Origin of the sequence: Methanoregula sp., assembly GCF_049510175.1 — an archaeon.
Taxonomy (GTDB): domain Archaea; phylum Halobacteriota; class Methanomicrobia; order Methanomicrobiales; family Methanospirillaceae; genus Methanoregula.
Map to the genome: position 1 here is coordinate 191,055 of NZ_JBEKZF010000002.1, position 22,221 is coordinate 213,275.

The following is a 22,221-nucleotide window of genomic DNA, read 5'->3' on the forward strand; positions in this document are numbered from 1 at the left end:
CCCTCTCTTTTCTCGGTACTATTCCTATGTATTTTTCAGACTTTCCCTTTTGTAAATATTATATATTCAAAAAAGAGATGGATGAATATGACAACCAACTACATCACAATAAGCATAATCCTTGTAATCAGTTGTCTTATATTGACGTGCTCCGCCGGAGCTGCTGCACCTATCAGCACCATCCGTCCTGGCAATACTGTTTTTATCGGAGAACAGGGTCTTGATATTACAGCAGCGATGGAAGGTGATACGATCTTGGGATGGTGGGCTTCCGGAGCAGCCATCCACACAAGCGCTCCGGACAAAACCATACCAGTATCAAATCCTGCAAGCTTCTCTGTTTACCCAACAGACTTTCAAACGCATACTGGTAACTGGTATCACATGGCCTCTATCAGCAGGGACAACGGTACGGCATTTACTGTTGCGGATCCGCAACTTGATCTACGAATTGAAGATACCACCGTGAATGTTGATGTCACTGACAAATGGGTGCCAACAGACGACGATCTCCAGTTCAGGATAGATTCTAACCTTGTCCAGATGACACAGAGAACCGGGGTTAGCTATGTCCCGGTTACGATTAAGGTACAGAGTCCGGACGGGGGGACTTATTCGTCGCTCATCAACAATGCAGGAACCGTCACATCCATTGTTGATTATCACCTTACCTCAACTCCGCAATATACCGGGCCGATCTGGGGGACTAGCAACCGTGTCACGTACCCCACAGGGACTTATCAGATCTGGGTAGAATGCAATGTAAATTCCATGAAGAATAATTATGAACAGGCCGGTAAAACTGTCAGTAGTCAGGTTAGTTTGCTCAACCAGGACAATAACCCGTTGAGTGGAAATAAAGGGTACGTAACAAATCCAACAACGTCGGTGATTACGTTTACCCCCATGACGACAACACTAATTGCAACGCCGACAAAAGCCCCTGCGATCACAACTGCGCCGCCAACAACGATTTTACCAACCGCTTCACCCACAACTCTGACGACAGAGGTTACCGAAGCGACAACACTACCGGCAGCTGTGCACACGAAATCCCCGGGTTTTGAATCGGCCTGTGCTATTGCCGCCCTGATTTTTGGAATAGTGTTTTTCCTGAAGAAAGACTAGAATCTCATTTTAAAAATTCGCAATCTTTTATTACCTGAATTTCCCATTGCGTTGTATGAATGTTGTAACTACGGTCATCAAATCCCGTCATAGTGTCCGGAAATTCAAACCCGATCCTGTCGATGAGAGGGTTATCAGCGATGCAGTTGAATGTGCAGCACTCGCTCCGACTGCACGAAACACACAACCATGGCTGTTCGGCGTAATCCGGGATAAACAGACACTTGAAAAAATTGCTGGCCTTGCAGAGAACGGAAAATTTATTGCTGATTGTGCCGTCTGTTTCGCAATTTTCGGCGAGAAAAAGGAGACATATTACCTCGAAGACTGTTGTGCAGCCACTGAGAACCTGATCATTGCATTACAGGCATATGGCGTGTCATCCTGCTGGGTGGCTGGAGACAAAAAACCCTATGCAGAAGCGGTAAGAACCCTGTTAAATGCACCGGAAAAATATACGCTGGTATCCCTGGTCGCTGCCGGTGCTCCTTCCGAGATCTCTCTTGCATCCAAAAAAGACCAGAAAAAAACCCTGTTTTTTGAAAAATATGATGAATCATAAATTTTTGTTTGTCAGGATAAATCACGCTGACAATCGGGTTTTTCGAAAAATTACAAGGGGATCTTTTTGTCAACCTGAATTGATCCGATGCCGCAGCTGGGCAATCGTTCTCATCACTAGGAGATCGGTAATCCGGCATCTGTTCCGCCCGGCTCTCGTAATCATTAAGCATCGGGCACATCAGATCAATAATCATGAAACATGCGATCCTTCAGGTGGCACTGGATCTTCTTGATCTGGATCGTGCAATGCAGATCGCACGTGAAGCGGTAGATGGCGGAGCCGAATGGATCGAAGCCGGCACACCTCTCATCAAGAGCGAGGGTATGCAGGCAATACGATCCTTGCGCGAACATTTTCCGGATTCTGTTATTGTTGCAGATATGAAAGTTGCAGATACCGGAACGCTTGAAGTGGAGATGGCAGCAAAAGCCGGTGCCAATATTATCTGTATCCTTGCAGATGCTGATGATTCTGTAATTACTGAGTCTATCCGGGCGGCACAGCTCTATGGAGTACGGATCATGGCTGACCTGATCAATGTCAATGATCCGGTATCCCGTGCAAAGCATCTGGAATCTCTCGGTGTTCACATTATTTGTGCGCATGTCGGGATTGATCAACAGATGACAGGAAAGGATTCAGTAGAACTTCTGATCACGTTATCAGGCCAAATCCATGTACCCCTTGCAGTTGCCGGCGGAATCGACGCAGATCGTGCCGGAGAGGCCGTCCGGTGCGGTGCAGAAATTGTAATTGTCGGAGGAAATATAGTCCGTTCAGCAGATGTAACCGGCTCAACGAAAAAAATCCGTTCCGGCATGGACGCGCCTGCACGAGAAATCCCTAAAAAGAAATCAGCGGATGAAGAAACGCATAACCTTTTCCTGCAGGTGTCTTCACCTAATATCACCGATGCGATGCACCGTAAAGGGGCGATGACTGGTGTTCTCTCGATATGCGGCAAGGTGAAACTGGTTGGCCGGGCGGTCACGGTCCAGACATTTGCCGGTGATTGGGCAAAACCTGTTGAAGCGATTGATGTGGCCAATAAGGGGGATGTCATCGTTATCAACAATGACGGGGGAACCCACGTTGCCCCCTGGGGGGAGCTGGCCACGCTGAGCTGCGTGAAAAAAGGGATTGCCGGGGTCGTCATTGACGGGGCGGTTCGTGATGTTGATGATATCAGGGCAATGAAGTATCCCCTTTTTGCAAAAGCGATCGTTCCCAATGCCGGTGAACCCAAAGGCTTGGGAGAGATTAATGCAGAAATCCAGTGCTGCGGACAATATGTGCGACCCGGTGACTGGATTGTTGGTGATGAAAGCGGGGTTGTTGTCATTCCTGCAGAGCGCGCGTACGAAATTGCCCGCAGGGCGCTCGAAGTCAGGAAAAACGAAGAGCGCATCCGCGAAGAGATCCAACGGGGAAGTACGCTCTCTGAAGTTGTACAACTGATAAAATGGGAAAAAAAATGACGCCTTTTAGTGGAAGACAGATCGTTCCAGCAGGGTTGCGCCTGAATTTTTAATCTTTTTTATCGCGTCCTCTACCTGATCGACACGGAGGATGAGTACCGCCCCTTCTTTTCCGGAATAGGCATACGAATATTCGATGTTGATACCAGCATCTCCCAGGATTTTTGCAACCTCAAATAATCCCCCGGGTTGATCTTTCATTTTGACTGCTATCACATCAGTAAAGGCAATATTGAAACCCAGAGACTGCAACTTGTCATGGGCTTTTTCCGGATGATCAACGAGCGCCCTGACCACCCCAAACCCATTTGCCTCGGCAATACTGAACGCGAGAATGTTGACATTCTCCTCTCCCAGTGCTTGGGCAATTGCCGCAAGGCGCCCTGGACGGTTTTCTGAGAATATCGAGATCTGTTTAATCACAAATTTTTTCGTGTCCATTTACAACGACCTCCTGTCAATCACTTTTTTCGATTTACCCTCAAATCTGGGTAATGAACCCGGCTCAACAAGCTCGACATCGACATTTATATTTAGTGAATTCCTGAGCCGGTGCTCTACTTTCTGCCGTACCTGCATCAGATCATTGATCTTGTCACTGAATGATCCTTTACTCAATTCCACCCGGACGAGCATGTCGTCAAGAGCGCCTTTCCTTTCAACAACAATCTGGAAATGTTGGCCCACTTCCGGGATGGTCATCAGGGCATACTCGATCTGCGAGGGGAAGACGTTGATCCCCCTGATGATCAACATATCGTCAACCCGTCCCTGAATCCTCTGGATCCGCGGATGGGTCCTGCCGCAGGGACAGACATCGTCTTCCATTGATGCAATATCCCCGATGCGGTATCGTATCATGGGAAGGGCTTCTTTCTGGAGTATGGTAATGGTCAGTTCTCCCGTTTCACCAGCTTCCAGCGGTTCTTCTGTCTTGGGATCAATAATCTCAGTAAGTGCAAGATCAGACCAGATATGGAATCCTTTCTGCTCTGAACATTCCGTGAACATCGGGCCTGATAGTTCACTGGTGCCGTAAATATCATACGCCTTGATGCCCAGCCATTCTTCGATCCGGGTTCTCATCCGTTCTGTCCATGGCTCAGCGCCGAGAACTCCTGTCCGGAGTTTCGTATCTTTCTGTATATTTATCCCCATCTTTTCTGCAACTTCCCCGATGTGGAGGAGATAAGAAGGGGTGCATGCAATGGCTGTCGCACCGAGATCCTGCATCAGTTCGATCTGTCGTTCGGTGTTACCGACGCTGGTCGGAAGGACGGTTGCACCGATACGTTCAGCGCCATAGTGAACGCCGAGTCCTCCTGTGAACAGACCATACCCGTAGCTTACCTGGATTACATCACCTCTCCCGAGTCCGATTGATGTCAGTCCACGGGCAAGGGACGTTGTCCAGAGATCCAGATCGTTCTGGGTATACCCGACAACCGTTGGTTTTCCGGTAGTCCCGCTCGAGACATGGTACCGGACCAGTTCCTCTTTGGTTGCAGTGAAAATCCTGTCCGGGTAATTGTCTCTCAGGTCACGTTTGAACATGAACGGAAGTTTCCGGACATCAGAAAGTTCGCGAATATCGTCGGGATGAACATTCTGCTCCTTCATGCGGTCGTGATAAAAGGGGGAAAAACTATACAGCCGGTACACGAGACTCTTGAGCAGCTTATACTGCATTCTCTGGAGGTCTGCTTTCGGCATCTCTTCAATGCGGGGGTCCCACAACACCATTAAATCACCTCTCTTCGATCGATGACTCTCTTTGATTTTCCTTCGAACCGTGGCAGGGATCCGGGTTCAACAAGTTTGACCGTGGTTCTCAGTTCCAGCGAATCCCGTAGTTCCTTGACAACTTTTTTCTGGAGTCGTGCAAGGTCTGCCAGCTCCCCGCTGAAGTAATCCCTGTTGATCTCAACTTCGACAGTCATCTCATCCAGATGATTGATTCTGTCAATATATACCATAAACTGATTGCCTACCTCGGGGATTTTCAGGAGCACATGCTCAATCTGCGAGGGAAACACGTTGATTCCCCGGATGACAAGCATGTCATCACTTCTTCCGGTAATCCGGGCAATTTTTTTGCCCCTCCTGCACAGGCATCCATCCTCCATAAGCATGGTGACGTCCCCAGTGCGGTATCTGAGTAACGGCATGGCCTCTTTGGCGAGAGGAGTCACGACCAGTTCACCACGTTCGCCATCAGATACTGGCTCACCGGTCTTGGGATCGATAATTTCGACAAGATAACAGTCATGCCAGATATGCAGGCCATCCCGCTCTTGGCATTCGAATGCGACACCCGGGCCGAAAAGCTCACTCATGCCATAGGAGTCATATGCAGTTATTCCGAGTCGGTTTTCGAGGGCTTTTCGGGTACTTTCCGACCAGGCTTCTGCCCCGAAAAGCCCCGTCTTCAGGGAGTCAAGGGACGTTTTCATCTCTTCAGCCACTTCTGAAAGGTGCATGGCATAACTGGGGGTGCAGTGTATCGTGGTAACACCAAAGTCATCGATCATCTCGATCTGGCGTTTCGTATTTCCTGTTGCACTGGGGATAACGGTCATCCCGATCTTCTCTGCCCCGTAATGAAACCCGAGACCTCCGGTAAACATGCCATAATTGACCATGTTCTGGAAGACATCATCCTGTGTAATGCCGACCATGGTCATATTCCGGGCTATGAGGTCTGACCAGGTATCCAGATCATTCCTCGTATATCCGACCACTGTTGGTTTTCCGGTAGTTCCGGAAGTGGTGTGGATCCTCACAACCTGCTTAAGCGGGACTGCAAAGAAACCAAACGGGTATCCGTTTCTGAGGTCCTGCTTTTTGGTAAATGGTATTTTACGGATATCCTCGAGAGATTTGATGGAGGATTTTTTAATGCCGGCCTCTGAGAGAAGGTTTCGGTAAAATGCAACGTGTTGAACCTGATGAAGTGTTTTTTTCAGACGTTTGAGCTGAAGTTCCCGCAACTCATCAGGTTTCAGTGTCTCAATTTTTTTATCCCAGAACATCTGTGGCACCCTGTTATGCTATAACATGACGAGTGTATATAGCGCTTGCTACCGTTTTATATCCACCGAAACGAATGAATTTACTTCCGGATTTAGTTCGCACCGGGGAATTCATGCATCATATGCACCACATTGCAAAACGATGAATTAATCCGTGGAGCTGTGGTAGTATTTAGAAAAGTTGGACAGTATTGTGTCGGTGTTGAAAGTGTTGGAATATCCCTGGTTGTCGGTCAGTGGTTTTGGTGCCCATATCAAATCGACGCAGAAACACCTGATTGTTCAGAAGAAAAATAATACCGAGCACTACCCTCTTGAGAAGATACAAAATCTCCTCGTTGTCGGAGGTCATACGATTAGTTCGATGACTATTGTACAGCTGGTGAGGAATGGAACATATATTACGTTTTTTGATCCTGATGGAACACCCATCGGGACTATAAAACCATATAGTGTTGGGGATCGGGAAGAGATTTGCGAGTACCAGCAGACCATCCCCCGCCAGCGTTATGCGATCGCCATTGCGCAGGCATCGATAAAATCCAGGCTGTTTGCCATCGAACGCATTCAGGAATCTCAGAATGTGACCCTTTTTTACGAAGGGGAGCTTGAATTTCTCCGAAAATCACTGGAGGAACTGGAGTACCTCATTAAACTGGATGAGATACGAAGATTGCACAAACTTACTTCGGATATGTATTACGAAATCATGTCCCGGAATATGCCGGCGGATCTCGGATTCCGGAGACGGACAATACGACCACACACCGATCCGATTAATGCAATGCTTTCGTTTGGGTATGCAATGTTATACGGAAATTGTTACATAGCGGTAATTGGAGCGCGTCTCAATCCAGATATGGGGCTGATGCATGAAGGTAACGGAAGCCTTGTTCATGATCTCATAGAACCTTTAAAATCAGAAATGGTTGACCCCATTGTGTTTCATCTGGCAAGAGAATCCCTGACACTTTCAGATTTCGAGCTGACTCAGGATCGATGCCTGATGTCTGATGATGTAATATCTACCATCATGAAATCATTTTACACGACGATAATAACTGAAAAAGTCAATGAACAGGTATACAATTTTTACACCTCACTGAAAAATAACAGCGATTTTAAAATTCTGTACTGATCCGCTCTTCGGATTTAACAATGAAAAAACCTTCGAATGCCCGTAATGGAATTTCAATAATCCGAATATCCCGGATTACTGCACGGGGACAGCCATAAATCATTGATACAAATTTTTCAAGGATCATCGAGTCGCCGGTTGCATATATCTGGACTCTCCCATCAGACAGGTTAACAACAGTTCCGGCGATATTCAGATCAGATGCAATTTTACGGATACAAGCCCGGAATCCAACTTTCTGGACTCTTCCAGTGATAAAAATCTTAACAGTTTTCATCATTGCATTCTCTGCATAATTTTAATCGCAAGACCCAGTTCATCAAATACTTCATCTCTCAGCGAGGACTGACGGATATTGGTTGCAGCATCGATGGCAAGATCGAGAATTTCCTGTGCAGAGTGCTCACATCCCGCTGCAAATATCTTCAGTGCTATATCACACATGACAAATGACCTGCGGGAAAGGGGACGAATGATCCGTGCCTCCTTTATTGAATTCTGGATCATTTTACGAGAGATTTTTTCTTGCCCCTCTTTTTTGAAGTAAATGGAAAGGTAACAGAAAAAAATTGCCTTTCTTCCCCGATCTGCTACCGATCTGACCAGTCGCTCCAGCGTAGCAACATGATTGGGATGAATGCCCTCTTCTACCATCTTTTCTGAAAGGGACTTGATTTTCACAAACTGAGGGGTGATCTCATACATCTCCGTGTATCCCATTTTTTCAAGACGGTAAAGTCGGACCTCATCATCATCAATGGATTTTGTGATTTGGATTGCATGTGTGAGTATCTTTTTATCATGGTTTTTCTGGTGAAGCAACATGTAGAACTCAGCGATATTGTTTCGGATGGTGTCTGCAATCGACGGAATATTGATCTTTTTTGTCAGGAGTTCCGTTTTTTTGAGAAGCTTGAGAGTAAGTTCAGCATCAGAATTTTGCATTGTAAGTGGAACAATAGTGAGAATGATTGAAGCTTTTTCATAAGGTGAAGAGATCTTCTCTACGGCATCTTCCATATAATTTAACAGTTCGCTGCAGCGTTCTTTATCTTTCCGGACGAGATTATAAATTGCTATAAGTGAGTTGACGTATTCCACAGGTTCTGCAATTTTCTCGACAATATGCAGTGCGGTCGTATACCATTTATTATCCGGGTGAATGGCGTTTAATCTGACAATCGCAAACACTATCTGACGGCGTGTCATTGCGTCTTTGTCAAATTCAACGGTGTCAAGTTGTTGTATCCCCCGTGTCAGATACTCTGCAGCAACGGCAACATCGATCTGGCTATATGATGTCGCAAGATATGTCAGGACAAGCACTTTCTGATACCCCTCGGAAAGAATCCCCAGATCAATAACGACCTCTTCAAGAACCTGTTGTGCTTGATCTGTTTTTCTTAACCTTACCAACAAGTCTGCAAGGTCGCATAATCCCGTGAGTTTAATATAGGGATCATTCACCATCTGAAGAATCCGATGCATCAGTCCGATAACAAGAGGATTTGAATTTGAAAAGTCATTTCTCCGAAGAAGAAATGCCAAAGTTTCATATGGATCGGTGGAATTCGGATGTGTGATGTCTTCGTTCAGACTTGAAACGATCCGGGACATCATTGCATCCCGCTCATAGGAATTCTCTATCTCTACTGCATACATCGCGAGAGGTATAATATAATCCAGATTGTTACTGGTTCGGGAAAACGAAATGATGATGTCAATAATACCTGCAATTTTGAGAGAGATTTGTGGTGGTTTTATGTTATTTTTTATTATCTCCAGACCCCGTTCAAATGGCAGAGATATAGTTGTATAATCTTTACCGGGTGTAGGGAATTGTGGATTTTTAAGGATAATACAGCCAATTTTTACAAAACATTCGGCAATTCGTTCAAACAATTGCACTTTTAGTGACGGATCATTGATTTCATCCGCGATGAGATAAGCCTCTTCAAGGGCTTCACAGGATTGTCTATCAATGGCATATTTTATCACACCGTCGATAATATTTGCCATCGCATAGGAAGCCAGGTCTTTTTCAAGAAGCGAATTACTCCAGACTTTCATCCGGAGAAGCAGGTCAAGATCTCCTTGCTGGGCAGCGAGAATTGATGCCTCATCGATAATACTGCTCAGGGTAGCAGACCTGGTATTCTGACCGTCAATTTCACACGTCAGACCAACAGCTCTCTGGAGGAAATCACGGTTTTTTGCCTTAACTCCAATTTTTGCAATTTTTATGACGATATTTGATATCGCCCTCTCTTTAAGTGGCTGCTCCCTTATGGATTCAGCAAACCTGATGAGGATGCTAGGGTCATGCAAGTCAAGAAAACCACGATCTACAAGAATTGTAATACTTTCAAGGAGAAGGTGATCTGGTTTCGGGTGTAGCAGAATGAGATTCCTGATTGATAAAATGTGGGCAATCAGATCTTTGAATGCACAATCCTTACTCACTTCTATGATGGCCCGGTAGATTGCATTATTCACTGTATCCCGGTTCAGTTTCACCAGAATATTATTGTAAATCAGGGGGATGCTGTCATTAAGAATTCCTTCTTTCAACAGATGGACCAGACATTCTGTATAGGGAGAAAGGCTCTCTGTTTCATGTTTGATTTTTCCAAAGATTCCAAGGGCAGAACTAAAATCGCCGGAAGAAAGCATAATCTGGGAAAACTGGAGATAAATCCGGGATAAAACAAGAGTGCTGCAGTGACTGTCAATAACCGGAATAAGCCCGGAAAGAACGCGCATGTCATTTGAATTGCGGGCGACAGAGATTCCCGCACGAACCATTTCACGTATTGGATATTCATCGCCTTCTGAAATATGTTGTTGGAGATCCATTGCTGTAGATAAAAACCATGGATCTCCCGATCGTTCTGCTTTTTTCAACAGATCAATGACAATTGTTCCTGTGATTTCCGGTTTATCACCGCACAATTGTTCGAGAATAGTAATGATCTGTTTTTTATCTTTTACTCTCTCAAGCAGCTGTTCCGTTAGTGCACTGATTATTTCAAGGTAGGCATCATGGGAAATACCTGTAAAATTACCTATAAATTGCGGAATGTCTGCCATTTCTTTTCCAAAAACGGACTTGGCTCCCTTTTCAATGATCCCTGAAATGCAATCCTGTCGCCGAATTTTCTGGTGGATCGTGGTTGCACTCTGGAGACCCTCAAAGAACAAATCACGATCTTTTTCCAGAATCGCAATGGTGGCTAATGCCTTTGCAAGTTCTGCGTGTAATACGGCCTGTTTTGAAATGTCTCCGATTTCTTCGATGAGAAAAAGAGAAGTATAGAGAAGTTTTTGGCTACGTGTTGTTATTGCCCAGTCAATAAGGAATGGGATGATATCGATCATTATGTCGGACCGGTATTTTCGGAAACTGATCCGATCTAACATACTCATTCCCTGATCGATGAGCTCTGGGGCAGCCTCGGATACACCGGCATCAATGAGATCCCGGGCAATCGTTGCAAATACCTGGGACTGGTTACTTTTTTTACTAATTTTTTCTGATAACGAAAATACAGATTTTAACCATCTGTTGTCTTTCGTGGATATATATTGTTTAATGATACGTGAGAATAATTCGTCGATTTCATTACTCTGAATTTCCGGAAGTGCCAAAAGAAGTTCCGGCTTATTATTTTTAAGTGCTGTTTCTATGATGACCCTGTTAATCTCGGCTACAATATTTTTTCGAGCACGCCGACCCTGCTGATTCTCTAAGCCGGCGACAATAGACTCTAGGGACTTCCAATCTTCGGGTGGAAGAACTTTTTGTATATCACGGAATATCTCGATGGATCGGACCATTCTTTATCACAGGTGGCTGGCTACTAATTGGTAAACTGAATTTGACGGATGTATTTAATAAAATTTTCGATAACGTATTCCTGCAATTTTTTTTTATTTAGTTATAATAAGCCGAATTTTTCGTTTTTTTCCTAAATGGTGGAAAATTATTCAGCTAATTTTGATAAACGCGGTCAGGGAACACTCATTTCCCCGGATCGTTTTGAAAATCAATCCAAAATCACTTTCCGAAAAAAAATCAGAATCCTTCCGGGTTCAGATTAAAACCTCTTACTCCTTCAGGGCCCGATCAATCTGGTTTTTCACTTCATTATAGAATTCAATCCCTTTATCACGGGTATCAGAATCTATGATTATACGGACAATTGGTTCAGTTCCGCTTGTCCGTATAAGTGCCCATGTATTACCCTTGAAAATTTTCACTCCATCTGTCTCATCGAGTATATCGCGGGGATGAACCGATTTAAGGAATTCAAGTATTTTTACCCCCTCTTTTGTAGTAATTTTATCCTTTATAATGGCACGTTTGGGAAGTTGATCGACAAGTTCTGAAAGTTTTTTTCCGGTTGATGCGAGAAGAAAAACCATCATTGCTGCAGTCATGCCTCCATCCCGACAAAACTGGTGTTCAGGAAAAATTAATCCCCCATTTCCTTCACCCCCAAAAATTATCGGTTTTCCCTGCTCCAGGAGCAATCGCATAGTACGTGCCACGTAAATGCTCCCGACGGGAGTATACGCTAATGAACAATTCTCCCTTTTTACCACCATTTCCACGATTTGTCCAGTACTAACGGGAGTGACAACTACCCCTTTTTTGTGATGGCAGATATGTTGTGCAATCAGCGCAAATTCCTGATTTTCTTCAATAAACCTTCCATTTTCATCGATGAATACGGCGCGATCTGCATCCCCGTCATGTGCAACACCGAATGCTGCACCGCTGCTCCTGACCAGTGCAGCACAATTTTTTAAACCATCCTCAGAGGGTTCCGGTAATCTGCCAGGAAAGTTCCCATCCATTATCCCGTTAATAGTTATTACTCTGCATCCTATTTCCGTGAGTATTCGCGGCGTTGTAAGGCATGCTGGACCTGATCCCGGATCGGCAACAACCGCCATTCCTTTCCCGGGCTGACCCGGAAACTGGTGTGTTATTGCTATGATGTACTGTTCAATAAGTGCAGGAGCCAGTGTCTCCTTTCCGATTTTGTCCCATGGCTCAATTATAAAGGATCGATCAAATATTCGTTGTTCCAACTTTACGGTTTCCTCATCTCCCATCTCAGTTCCATCTGGTTCAATAACTTTGACGCCATTATACTCCGGAGGATTATGCGATGCGGTAATCATTACTCCTGCATCGAACTGTCCTTTGACTATATATTGAAGTGCGGGTGTTGGAAGGATACCACAATCGACAACATTGCATCCGGCCGCAAGAAGACCGGATTTAATGGCTTTCATCAACATTTCACCGGAAGTACGCGTATCACGTCCGACTGCAATACTGCCTTTCCGCATTGAACCAAGAGCCTCACCGATTGCAATTACAAGTTCCGGTGTGAGATCTTTTCCCACAACTCCTCTTACGCCATTTGTTCCAAACAATCTTTTCTGCATCTTTTTTACGGTCATATACGGTACCACTTATTAATGTTGTAGTTATTTAAAATCGTCAAAGAGATTGAGTGATTTTATTACTTCGTCAATAGTCGGGTTGGATATAACACAGCGATCGATTTCAAGGTTTCCAATCACGATTTTTGCAAAGGACCGTTGTTTATACCCTTCAATGACTGCGAAATGCGTGCCCCTGTCAGCATAAAAGTGTAAGACAGCATCGAGATCCGTACCCTGTATCACAGATACCGTCTTTTTTGCATCGATCCCCGTCGTGATATCTGCGCCGGCTTCATGAAAAAGGGTAGTGTCTTTTCCCGGTTCAAGGTGATACTCATGATCCCCGAGATGTTTAATAACCCCGACGGGACCAATCTTTTTAAGTTCTGGGATAAGTTTTCTGATAAAGGTAGTTTTTCCCGAATTGGACCTGCCGGCAATCTGAATGATTTTCATGGGGATGATTCACCTTCAGGTTGTTCTTTTGAAATCTGAAAATCCTGATGATCATTTTCTATATGCTTTTCCGTGAGGACCGTTTCCTGCCGTGAGCTTGTATTGTTTGTGGGGATCTTGGGCAGATTGGATTCATCATGGAGTGCACTACTCATCCGACTTTTATCAGCATGAATTGCAGCTGAATGGGCTATTACAACATTCTGAAGATCTGCAGGGGAATTAGATTGCGTATCCTGTGTTTTTTCGGGAACATTGCTCTCCTCCGCACGCGCTTTAAGTATAGTCTTTGCAGTTTCCCCGACACTCCTCATTACTTTGGTAATCCTGTCTTCGATATCGATCTCCTCATCAATATCAAGGGTTGTGCCTTCGACTTCAAGGAGAAACCTTGACACCTCACTCGCTTCAAAAAGAAGGTCGTCAAGTTCATCGGTAGTAAAAAAACCGCACATCGCACCATAGAAGAATGTTGCACTGGATTTCCTCACTTTTCTCTTAAATGAATTCCGCGCCTGGTTTACTGCCTGAGGGGTATAAGTGTCCTCCATAAAGGGGACGAGTTCGGGCAGGTGTTTTCCAATAAATGTCATCTCAGCCCCCCCTGAAGTCCGGAAATCCGTGCACAGTCTGGCAAGGGCCCACTCGCGTGCGGTAATATATGTTCGTTTACGTAGGAACTGGTTCACCTTCCGATAGGTTGCACCATCGACCTTTTTGAATTTTTTATACTTGTTGATTTCCTGTTGAATACCGTTTTCGTCCATATAGTATACGTCCTATTTATCTGCGGCTTTTCATCGGTCGATGAAGTACTGATTGATCGAATTTTTCAGTTTTGTATATAGCATTATGTGGTTTATTATTTATAAAATAACCACGGCTTTTGAGAGTTTTTCAGGTGAGAAGAGATAACATATGTGGTATACCAGCGAAGACTCTTCTATTAAATGATCTAAAACGTTACCCAAACCCAGTTATTTCATCATTAGCTGCTTCCATCGATATGCAGACAGAAATCATTCTTCGTGGGTTGCTTTTCCATAATATCCCGAATGTGATGTTTCATCTTTGACGGGGGGGCTGATCTATTTCGCATTTCCTGCTCTTCTTTATTATCTTCTTTCAGTTTTTTAGAATGTAATGAACTGGTCGATTCCCAACATTCCCTTGGGGCGTGTCGGTTGCTGCTTCAGCTGCGTATTACTATCGCCCGCAATATAGGAATCAAGAGCCGATCGAAATATTCTCTAGGCATGATAGGATATTTTAGTTCCTTGTAGTTTACCTGAACGGAGCCAAGGTGGACCGTTTTTGATGAGCTCCAAGAATCTCTGCCACTTGACGGGGATTCAGCATCTGGATATCTTCCATTCATCATTGAATATTACCGATGGTTCCCTTGCTTACCTCTATATTCCTAGTGATAGAGTATTCTTTAAAGTCGGAAGGCTATTTAATTGAAATTCCTCCCCCCCGATCTTCACGTGTTTTCTCGTTCATAAGATTCTCTGCTCCGCCCCCCAGAGGCCGAGGCTGAAAGGGGGGGCGTGTCGAATGGGTGACGTATTCTTATGTGGGATTAACCGATCGACATAATGATCCCAATCTTTTCACGTTTAAATATAGCATCATATGGTTTATATTACAAATTTTGCAGAATGGTATATTTTTTATTATAAAACAAATTTGAAGCCATTTTAGAAAATATCGCTCAATTTAACTGAATAACGGATGTGCAGAAAAAATTCCCAATCTTCTTGAAACCTGAACGATCGAACCCACGCGCAGACAATTTACCAGTATAGGATCCGAAATTCGTCGGAAGATTACTTTGCCCAGCATCAGTTACATCGTTTATTCAGCGAAACTGTATATCCGATAAAACTCCAAACCGATGTATTGAGTTATGACCCTAAAAGTCGCAGTTGGTACCACAAATCGAACCATTTGAACTAATCCAGGCACTCGTAATGATTACGTTCTAGTTTTTCGGCGTGGCTTCAACCATCAAATAGTTAAAAAAGGTTAATCTCCCTGGATTTTCCATTACACCGTTATAATTGTCGTTAATTAATGCCTGATAAGGGCTCCCAAGAAGATGAAATTAAAACCAACCCCCTGTTATCTGAATTATTATTTGGAAGTGAATACAACAAAAATGCTGCAAGGCTTCAATAATTGAACCCGCCTGGTCGTATTTTTACGGATAGACTATTGAGCAGCTTACTGATCAGAGCAATTTGGGATCAATCCTGAATCGTGAGTAATATCTAGATAAATTTTATATCGAATCGTGGGTTGATGAGTGGTATTACTCCTCGTCCAGAACCCGAGATATATGAAATAAAAATTCGTGAATACTTCATAAATAATTCCTTGGGTTTTTATCCCATCGTCATGAAAATCCAACGTTACTCCGGATCAGACATTATTACTAGGAAAATATCCTTAATGACAGGGCTTGATAATGTGTTAACTGACGTTGATTAAGATGACCCGTTTGTTGGATAAACCCTGGCAGCATCTCTTATCCTGTTTAATTTTACAAATAACCAATATTGAATAAAATATATTAATAATCTTCCAGAAACCCGCTGGGGAGTATTTCCATTATCCTCCCGACGGAAAAACGTTATATTGCGTATCTGGGAGCGTTTAGCCAAGGCCTAGGGATAATTGAACCATGTAATTGAAAAAACCCCTGTTTTCAACAATGGAAAAATGTGTAATTGGTCATATATGTTTAACAAATAACACAGATATTTATATACCTAGATAAAATATCCCTTTTGTTATACTTAACGATCAAAATAAAAGTCGAGAACCGGGGGCTTCTAAAAATCACTCAAAGAACTGCAGAAATATGGCAGTTTTCTATTTGTCGCAGAATAGGTATTCTGCGCAAACCTTTATTTATTTGAGATAAAATAGAATAGAGCATGGAAAGCGGGTATTTTTCGGAATGGCTTAAAAGCTACCGGAACTATCTCCGCATGCGAAATTACTCTCCCCGTACGCTTGACAGCTATGAGCAGGTCATTAAACATTTCGGCTATTATGTCTGGCTCAGGCGAAATACGGACGTGACTAAGCTCGTTTTCTACTGGAAGGATTTTGAAAAGGCCCGGTTGGATACATCTGTTGAAGTGACGCCGGTCATCATCAATGATTTCCTGACTTTTGTCTCGTCAATGCAGACATATAAGCCGAAAACATTTCACCGGATAATATCGACCATGAGTTCATTTTACCGCTACCTGTGTACCCAAGGGGTTGTTGGTTTGAATCCCTTAACCGGTATCGACCGCCCCCGGATAAAGCAGCAGGATATAAAGTACCTGAAGCATAACCAGGTGCTTCGTCTCATTGACTCGATTGATGATCCTCGGGATAAACTCATTGTCAGGACAATCTATGCCACCGGGGTTCGTGTTTCCGAACTGTGCAATATGAATATCGAAGATATCGATTTCGATGAACATACGATCAGGATCCGTGGGAAAGGGGACAAGATCCGCCTTGTTTTTGTCGATGAGGATACGCTTGCTGATATCCTTAAATTCATAGGAAACCGGATTGTCGGTCCGTTGTTTGTAGGGCAACAGGGGAAACACATTTCTTCGAGAGCAATTCAGCATATTTTTAAGCACTATGCCCCCTCAGGAATCACCCCCCATAAAATCCGTCACAGTTATGCAAGTGAACTATACAAACGCTCGAAAAACCTGAGAGTGGTACAGGAGAATCTTGGCCATACCTCTATCAAGACCACTGAAATTTATCTGCATACGGATATCGACGAACGACGTCAGGTATACCAGCAGTATTTCCCCCTTTCCGAATCAAACGGGAAAGCCTGATTTTTTTATTTCTTCTTATTATAAACCATATGATGCTATATTCAAATCCCATATTAATTTTCCGATCTTGCAGTGATGCCACTCACTCAAGTGTCAATGGTCAATATCCGTTTAGTGAACCGAATGGTAATAGATGTTATTGATTAATCCGATTGGGTAAGGCACCGATGGATATCAATAAGATTTAGCAGGATATCTGGACGGACTCTCACATATACCGACGTCAGAAATTGTTGTTATTTTATGTAATCTGTAATATTGTGAAGTCAGCCTGGATTGGCCTGAATAAAAAATGTATATTGATAGGGAATATGTTCACTTCGGATCAATTATCCTCCCTTAAATTGGAAAGATTTGATCTTCAGAATTATTGTTGCTTTTACGTCTGAATGTTTTGAGATTTCCAAGATTTTTCCATTCTAATAATTTTTACGAATGAAAAATTAAATAATTCATTTTTTTAATTATCTAATCTCACTCGGTATAAACATAATTATCAAAAAAATTGAATTCCGTGCTCTAAGCAAATAATTTAGTATCGACGGACACTTATCTAAATAATACCATATCTAAATTTATTGAATTTTCCTTTGTTGCCGAGAGAAATATGCCTCTTTCGATTTTTTGAAAATCAAATCTCCTTCGGAAATTTTTAAAATAATTAAATTAATTTGAATTTCCCATTCTAATACCATAAAATCCTAAATATTATCGTGATTCTGTTTGGGAATTTTCGAAAATCCAGATTTATCCAAACAATACGAGATTCCGATGAAAATCTCACGATCTAAATTATTTGGAAAAATGGATCTATACCGGATTATCTACGGTAATAAAAATTTTTAAATAATTTGGATTTTGACGTATATTACATTCATGAGCAAGTTGACAAACGATTTCTCTCGTGAAAAAAAATAATTCCCGGATAAATCGAATTTTGACATTATTATGGAGAAAAAACAGACAAAATAAAAAAATTTGAAAATCCAAATTGTCTCGTGAATTGTCGCGCATTCCGATTTTTCTTAAATAAGAATCAAAACTCCTCTCGGAACATGACATTCATAAAGAAAAATGTGAAAAAAATCCCAATATTAAATAATTATATAGTGCGGTTTTTGGCATACAATACGGAAAACTGATCGAATTAATACCGCAATTCTTTTTTCCCGGTCTGTCGACATAGTGCAGGAGTACCTATGTCGCGGGTCCAGAAACGAAAATATGAAAAAATCGATGATGCTGAAATGGATCTTGTCATTCAATGTAATGACAGCCATGAATTCTATAAGCGTTACCGGGAAGCATTTCCCACACGGAAAAAAGGGATTGACAGCATTAGCAAAATCTGGAAACGCCGTAGCGAATTTATCAAAAAACAGCAGGGCAGCTCGCAGGATTCCGAGCAGGGTACCATACAAAGTCACGAACTTGAAATTCTTTTCAGTTCACAAAACAAAATCCTGGTGGAATTATCCGTGGTGTTGAAAGAACAACTCAAGGTAAGTAAGGAAATACTGGCCCGGCTCCCAAAACAGATCCAGAAATATGAAGAGCCACCTCTCCACCCACAGAAGCATGGAGAGACAAGAATGACTGAATCAAAAGAACCGGTAAAGAAAGCAAGCCCGGATAAACCCACTGACATTATGATTGGATCCTGAAGAAATATCTATCCGACCAAATATCTTTCTTTAATATATCTGTTTTTTCATATATCCGGTAAGAATCCGGGGATCCTTTCATCCCGCCAAAGTACAATTCTTGACGTCTCCCATTTAATAAAATAAAAGGTATCCTTATAATCCCCAACCACATATAATTTATGACCTTTTTCCTGAATGAATAACCAAGGATCATCATTCTCTCTTTTTCATTCGGAAAAAATGTATTCCGGCAGTTCGTCATAAAATAATGGATTATTTCATCACTTCGTCAAGCTGGGCTCTACCATAGACATAGGCGGGCATACCCGACAGCAGGAATGTGACACGGAGCGCCTCTTCAACTTCTCCTTTCGTGACCCCGATATTCTTTGCACCGGCCAGATGGGCGCGGACTGCATGCTGGTCCCGCAGGGCGGCAGCAATCGCAATCGCGATCAGTTTTTTTGTCTTGCCCGATATCTTGCCATCATCCCAGATGTGCTGCTCGAATCTCATAACGAGGTTGAACATCTCGGGTTCTTTCGTTGTCAGTTCCCTGAAAAACTTCGGCACTTTGCCGATCTTCTTCTCAAGGGTCCTGAGTTCCTTTTCCGATCCTTTCATCGCTACCGGCTTTTTTACCGGAGCCTTATGAGCTCCTGCTTTTTTTACAACCCTTCTTACTCACTCTCCAGTTGCATGGGTTCGCCGCAGCAGACCAGTTCGCCGCCGCCGCTTTCTTTTACCACAACTACATTACCGCAGATCTCGAACTTAAAGACCTGCCCCTCTTTTGAGATGTTTACCATTCAGAGATCCTTAATGTACTTCATATATACCTGGGAGCAGGAACCCCGCACGCATGGTTTTGGTTGCAGGGACTCCCGGAATTCACCCTTTCTGTATGATGCCCGAAAAGAAAAATATGAAAATTAAATATTGCTTTTGCCACGTTTTGGCGGGTTCTTTACATCTTCCGCATTCTTGATGTCCTTTGCTACCGTGAATTTCCCGAAGGTCCCCGAACCCCTGGCCTACATGCGAGGTCGAAGCGGTCAAGGTTCATCACCTTGTTCCAGGCTGCCACGAAGTCCTGGACAAACTTCTCTTTCGCATCCTCGCTTCCGTAAACCTCGGCCAGAGCCCGGAGCTGGGAGTTCGAACCGAAGATGAGATCGACACGCGTGCCGGTCCACCTGACTTCGCCAGTCTTGCGATCGCGCCCTTCAAACATGTCCTTTGCGTCCGATACCGCCCTCCACTCCGTGCCCATGTCGAGCAGGTTCACAAAGAAGTCGTTGGTTAGCGCTCCCGGCTTCTTGGTGAAAACGCCGTGCCGGGTATGTCCGAAGTTGGTGTCCAGCACACGCATGCCGCCAACGAGCACCGTCATCTCTGGTGCGGTCAGCGTCAGCAAATGCGCCTTGTCAACCAGCAACGCCTCGGCCGACACGGTGTACAGGCCCCCGAGGTAGTTGCGGAAGCCATCCGCGATCTGTTCGAGCACGGCGAACGAGACCACATCGGTCTGCTCCTGCACGGCATCCATGCGTCCCGGCGAGAAGGGGACCGTCACATCGTGACCGGCCTTCTTCGCAGCCTGCTCGATGCCTGCACAACCAGCCATGACGATCAAGTCCGCAAGCGAGACCCTCTTACCGTCGGAGGCCGCGCTGTTGAAATCACCCTGGATACCTTCGAGAGTATTCAGCACTTTCACCAGTTCAGCCGGCTGGTTGACTTCCCAGTCCTTCTGCGGTGCGAGGCGGATTCGTGCGCCATTCGCACCGCCGCGCTTGTCGGAGCCACGGAAGGTGGACGCCGACGCCCAGGCGGTCGATACCAGTTGGGATACGGACAGCCCCGAAGAGAGGATCCTGCCCTTGAGGGAGGCGATGTCCTGCTCATCTATCAACGGGTGATTGACCGTAGGGACGGGGTCCTGCCAGATGAGCTCTTCGGCAGGAACCTCCGGGCCGAGATAGCGTGTGCGCGGACCCATGTCGCGGTGCGTCAGCTTGAACCATGCCCGGGCAAATGCATCTGCTAACTGCTCCGGGTGCTCGTAGAAGCGCCTTGAAATCTTTTCGTAGGCAGGGTCGAACCTCAGGGAAAGGTCGGTGGTCAGCATGGTTGGAGCGTGACGCTTCGACGGGTCATGGGCATCTGGAATCGTGCCGGCACCTGCGCCACCCTTCGGTCGCCACTGATGCGCACCGGCCGGGCTCTTCGTGAGTTCCCATTCGTAGCTGAACAGGATCCGGAAGAAGTTGTTGCTCCACTTCGTTGGCGTGCTGGTCCAGGTGACTTCGAGGCCGCTGGTGATCGCGTCACCGCCTTTGCCGGTGCCGAAGCTGCTCTTCCAGCCGAGCCCCTGCTCTTCGATGGAGGCCGCTTCCGGCTCAGGCCCCACATGAGACGCAGGGCCGGCGCCGTGGGTTTTGCCGAAGCTGTGGCCACCGGCGATGAGCGCAACCGTCTCTTCGTCGTTCATGGCCATGCGGGCGAACGTTTCGCGGATATCTTTCGCCGCCGCGATCGGATCCGGGTTGCCCCCCGGGCCTTCCGGATTGACGTAGATGAGCCCCATCTGCACGGCAGCGAGCGGATTTTCGAGGTTCCGCTCACCGGAGTAGCGTTTGTCATCCAGCCAGGTGTTCTCAGAACCCCAGTACACGTCTTCTTCCGGCTCCCAGACATCCTCGCGCCCGCCGCCGAAGCCGAACGTTTTGAATCCCATCGATTCCAAGGCGACGTTGCCCGCAAGAATCATGAGGTCGGCCCATGAGATCTTCCTGCCATACTTCTGCTTGATCGGCCAGAGCAGCCGCCGCGCCTTGTCGAGGTTCGCATTGTCGGGCCAGCTGTTGAGGGGCGGGAAGCGCTGCTGGCCGGCTCCGGCGCCGCCGCGGCCGTCACCGGTGCGGTACGTGCCGGCGCTGTGCCACGCCATGCGGATAAACAAGGGGCCGTAGTGGCGGAAGTCCGCCGGCCACCAGTCCTGCGAATCGGTCATCAGCGCCCGCAGATCCTTCTTCACGGCCGCCAGGTCGAGTTTTTTGAATTCCCGAGCGTAGTTGAACTCCGTGCCCATCGGATTGGACAGGGGTGTGTGCTGGTGAAGAACCCTGAGGTTCAACTGGTTCGGCCACCAGTCCCGGTTGGACCTGCCCCGGCCGGTTCCTTGTTTGTTTGTCATGCCCGTTACCGGGCACTTGCTGTTGTCAGTCATAACATCACATTCCTATCGGTGTCTGTTCCATAAATTACAACATTACTACATCATACTTACTTTCGGAAGTGCTGATAAGCGAGACATCTTGCAGGGGCATGGGTCCGCGGGAACCAGCCGTGATGGCATTCTGGTTGTCAGGGACCGGTGCGCCGGCAGCGGTTATGAGTTTCTTCTTTTCCATGGAATTGGCACCTCATTTTCAGCCTTGGAGGGAAGACTA

The 22,221-nt window shown here is 45.2% G+C and carries 18 protein-coding genes; 6 read left to right on the forward strand and 12 right to left on the reverse strand.

What is annotated here, in order from left to right; all coding sequences use genetic code 11:
• Positions 1–87 precede the first annotated feature (87 nt).
• The 3 genes from ABSG49_RS04050 (at position 88) to ABSG49_RS04060 (ending at position 3,171) form a co-directional block, all read left to right on the forward strand.
• Complete coding sequence (locus ABSG49_RS04050; RefSeq protein WP_424024820.1) at positions 88–1,128, forward strand: DUF3821 domain-containing protein; 1,041 nt, start codon at positions 88–90, stop codon at positions 1,126–1,128.
• Between the two features lie 55 nt (positions 1,129–1,183).
• Complete coding sequence (locus ABSG49_RS04055; protein ID WP_424024821.1) at positions 1,184–1,690, forward strand: nitroreductase family protein; 507 nt, start codon at positions 1,184–1,186, stop codon at positions 1,688–1,690.
• Between the two features lie 194 nt (positions 1,691–1,884).
• Complete coding sequence (locus tag ABSG49_RS04060) at positions 1,885–3,171, forward strand: bifunctional hexulose-6-phosphate synthase/ribonuclease regulator (RefSeq protein ID WP_424024822.1); 1,287 nt, start codon at positions 1,885–1,887, stop codon at positions 3,169–3,171.
• A 6-nt stretch (positions 3,172–3,177) separates the two neighbouring features.
• Here ABSG49_RS04060 and ABSG49_RS04065 read toward each other — a convergent pair whose 3' ends face one another.
• Genes ABSG49_RS04065 through ABSG49_RS04075 form a run of 3 tightly spaced genes read right to left on the reverse strand, consistent with a single transcriptional unit; the run spans position 3,178 to position 6,203 of the window.
• Positions 3,178–3,612 (reverse strand): ACT domain-containing protein, encoded by a 435-nt coding sequence (locus ABSG49_RS04065; protein WP_424024823.1) that lies wholly within the window; start codon positions 3,610–3,612, stop codon positions 3,178–3,180.
• Positions 3,613–4,914, reverse strand: coding sequence for a phenylacetate--CoA ligase family protein (locus tag ABSG49_RS04070; protein WP_424024824.1), 1,302 nt, complete (start codon positions 4,912–4,914; stop codon positions 3,613–3,615).
• Positions 4,914–6,203 (reverse strand): phenylacetate--CoA ligase family protein, encoded by a 1,290-nt coding sequence (locus ABSG49_RS04075; RefSeq protein ID WP_424024825.1) that lies wholly within the window; start codon positions 6,201–6,203, stop codon positions 4,914–4,916. The genes ABSG49_RS04070 and ABSG49_RS04075 overlap by 1 nt, the downstream gene beginning before the upstream one ends.
• Before the next feature lie 181 nt (positions 6,204–6,384).
• Between ABSG49_RS04075 and cas1 the strand changes: the two genes are divergently transcribed.
• Positions 6,385–7,341 (forward strand): CRISPR-associated endonuclease Cas1, encoded by a 957-nt coding sequence (gene cas1, locus ABSG49_RS04080; protein WP_424024826.1) that lies wholly within the window; start codon positions 6,385–6,387, stop codon positions 7,339–7,341.
• On the opposite strand, the gene ABSG49_RS04085 is transcribed toward cas1, so the two are convergent.
• The 5 genes from ABSG49_RS04085 to ABSG49_RS04105 all read right to left on the reverse strand — a co-directional run bounded on the left by ABSG49_RS04085 (position 7,325) and on the right by ABSG49_RS04105 (position 14,024).
• On the reverse strand, positions 7,325–7,621 hold the full coding sequence (locus ABSG49_RS04085; RefSeq protein WP_424024827.1) for an acylphosphatase: 297 nt from the start codon (positions 7,619–7,621) through the stop codon (positions 7,325–7,327). The two genes, cas1 and ABSG49_RS04085, sit on opposite strands and share 17 nt — an antisense overlap.
• Positions 7,618–11,178, reverse strand: coding sequence for a hypothetical protein (locus ABSG49_RS04090; RefSeq protein WP_424024828.1), 3,561 nt, complete (start codon positions 11,176–11,178; stop codon positions 7,618–7,620). Before ABSG49_RS04090 ends, ABSG49_RS04085 begins: the two co-directional genes overlap by 4 nt.
• Before the next feature lie 270 nt (positions 11,179–11,448).
• Positions 11,449–12,816 (reverse strand): phosphoglucosamine mutase, encoded by a 1,368-nt coding sequence (glmM, locus tag ABSG49_RS04095; RefSeq protein WP_424024829.1) that lies wholly within the window; start codon positions 12,814–12,816, stop codon positions 11,449–11,451.
• A gap of 27 nt (positions 12,817–12,843) precedes the next feature.
• On the reverse strand, positions 12,844–13,257 hold the full coding sequence (gene mobB, locus ABSG49_RS04100) for a molybdopterin-guanine dinucleotide biosynthesis protein B (RefSeq protein WP_424024830.1): 414 nt from the start codon (positions 13,255–13,257) through the stop codon (positions 12,844–12,846).
• Positions 13,254–14,024 carry a DUF5806 family protein gene (locus ABSG49_RS04105; protein WP_424024831.1) on the reverse strand — a complete coding sequence of 257 codons (771 nt, stop codon included), beginning with the start codon at positions 14,022–14,024 and terminating at the stop codon, positions 13,254–13,256. The genes mobB and ABSG49_RS04105 overlap by 4 nt, the downstream gene beginning before the upstream one ends.
• Before the next feature lie 2,175 nt (positions 14,025–16,199).
• Here ABSG49_RS04105 and xerA point away from each other — a divergent pair.
• Positions 16,200–17,120, forward strand: a complete 921-nt coding sequence (gene xerA / locus ABSG49_RS04110) for a site-specific tyrosine recombinase/integron integrase (protein ID WP_424024832.1) — start codon at positions 16,200–16,202, stop codon at positions 17,118–17,120.
• Positions 17,121–18,319: 1,199 nt separating this feature from the next.
• Positions 18,320–18,784 carry a hypothetical protein gene (locus ABSG49_RS04115; protein WP_424024833.1) on the forward strand — a complete coding sequence of 155 codons (465 nt, stop codon included), beginning with the start codon at positions 18,320–18,322 and terminating at the stop codon, positions 18,782–18,784.
• A 255-nt stretch (positions 18,785–19,039) separates the two neighbouring features.
• On the opposite strand, the gene ABSG49_RS04120 is transcribed toward ABSG49_RS04115, so the two are convergent.
• The 4 genes from ABSG49_RS04120 to ABSG49_RS04135 all read right to left on the reverse strand — a co-directional run bounded on the left by ABSG49_RS04120 (position 19,040) and on the right by ABSG49_RS04135 (position 22,182).
• Complete coding sequence (locus tag ABSG49_RS04120; RefSeq protein WP_424024834.1) at positions 19,040–19,390, reverse strand: carboxymuconolactone decarboxylase family protein; 351 nt, start codon at positions 19,388–19,390, stop codon at positions 19,040–19,042.
• A 56-nt stretch (positions 19,391–19,446) separates the two neighbouring features.
• Positions 19,447–19,575: a desulfoferrodoxin FeS4 iron-binding domain-containing protein gene (locus ABSG49_RS04125; protein ID WP_424024835.1), complete on the reverse strand. Its 129-nt coding sequence runs from the start codon at positions 19,573–19,575 to the stop codon at positions 19,447–19,449.
• A gap of 188 nt (positions 19,576–19,763) precedes the next feature.
• Positions 19,764–21,998 (reverse strand): catalase/peroxidase HPI, encoded by a 2,235-nt coding sequence (gene katG / locus ABSG49_RS04130; RefSeq protein WP_424024836.1) that lies wholly within the window; start codon positions 21,996–21,998, stop codon positions 19,764–19,766.
• A gap of 34 nt (positions 21,999–22,032) precedes the next feature.
• On the reverse strand, positions 22,033–22,182 hold the full coding sequence (locus tag ABSG49_RS04135) for a hypothetical protein (protein WP_424024837.1): 150 nt from the start codon (positions 22,180–22,182) through the stop codon (positions 22,033–22,035).
• Positions 22,183–22,221: the final 39 nt, after the last annotated feature.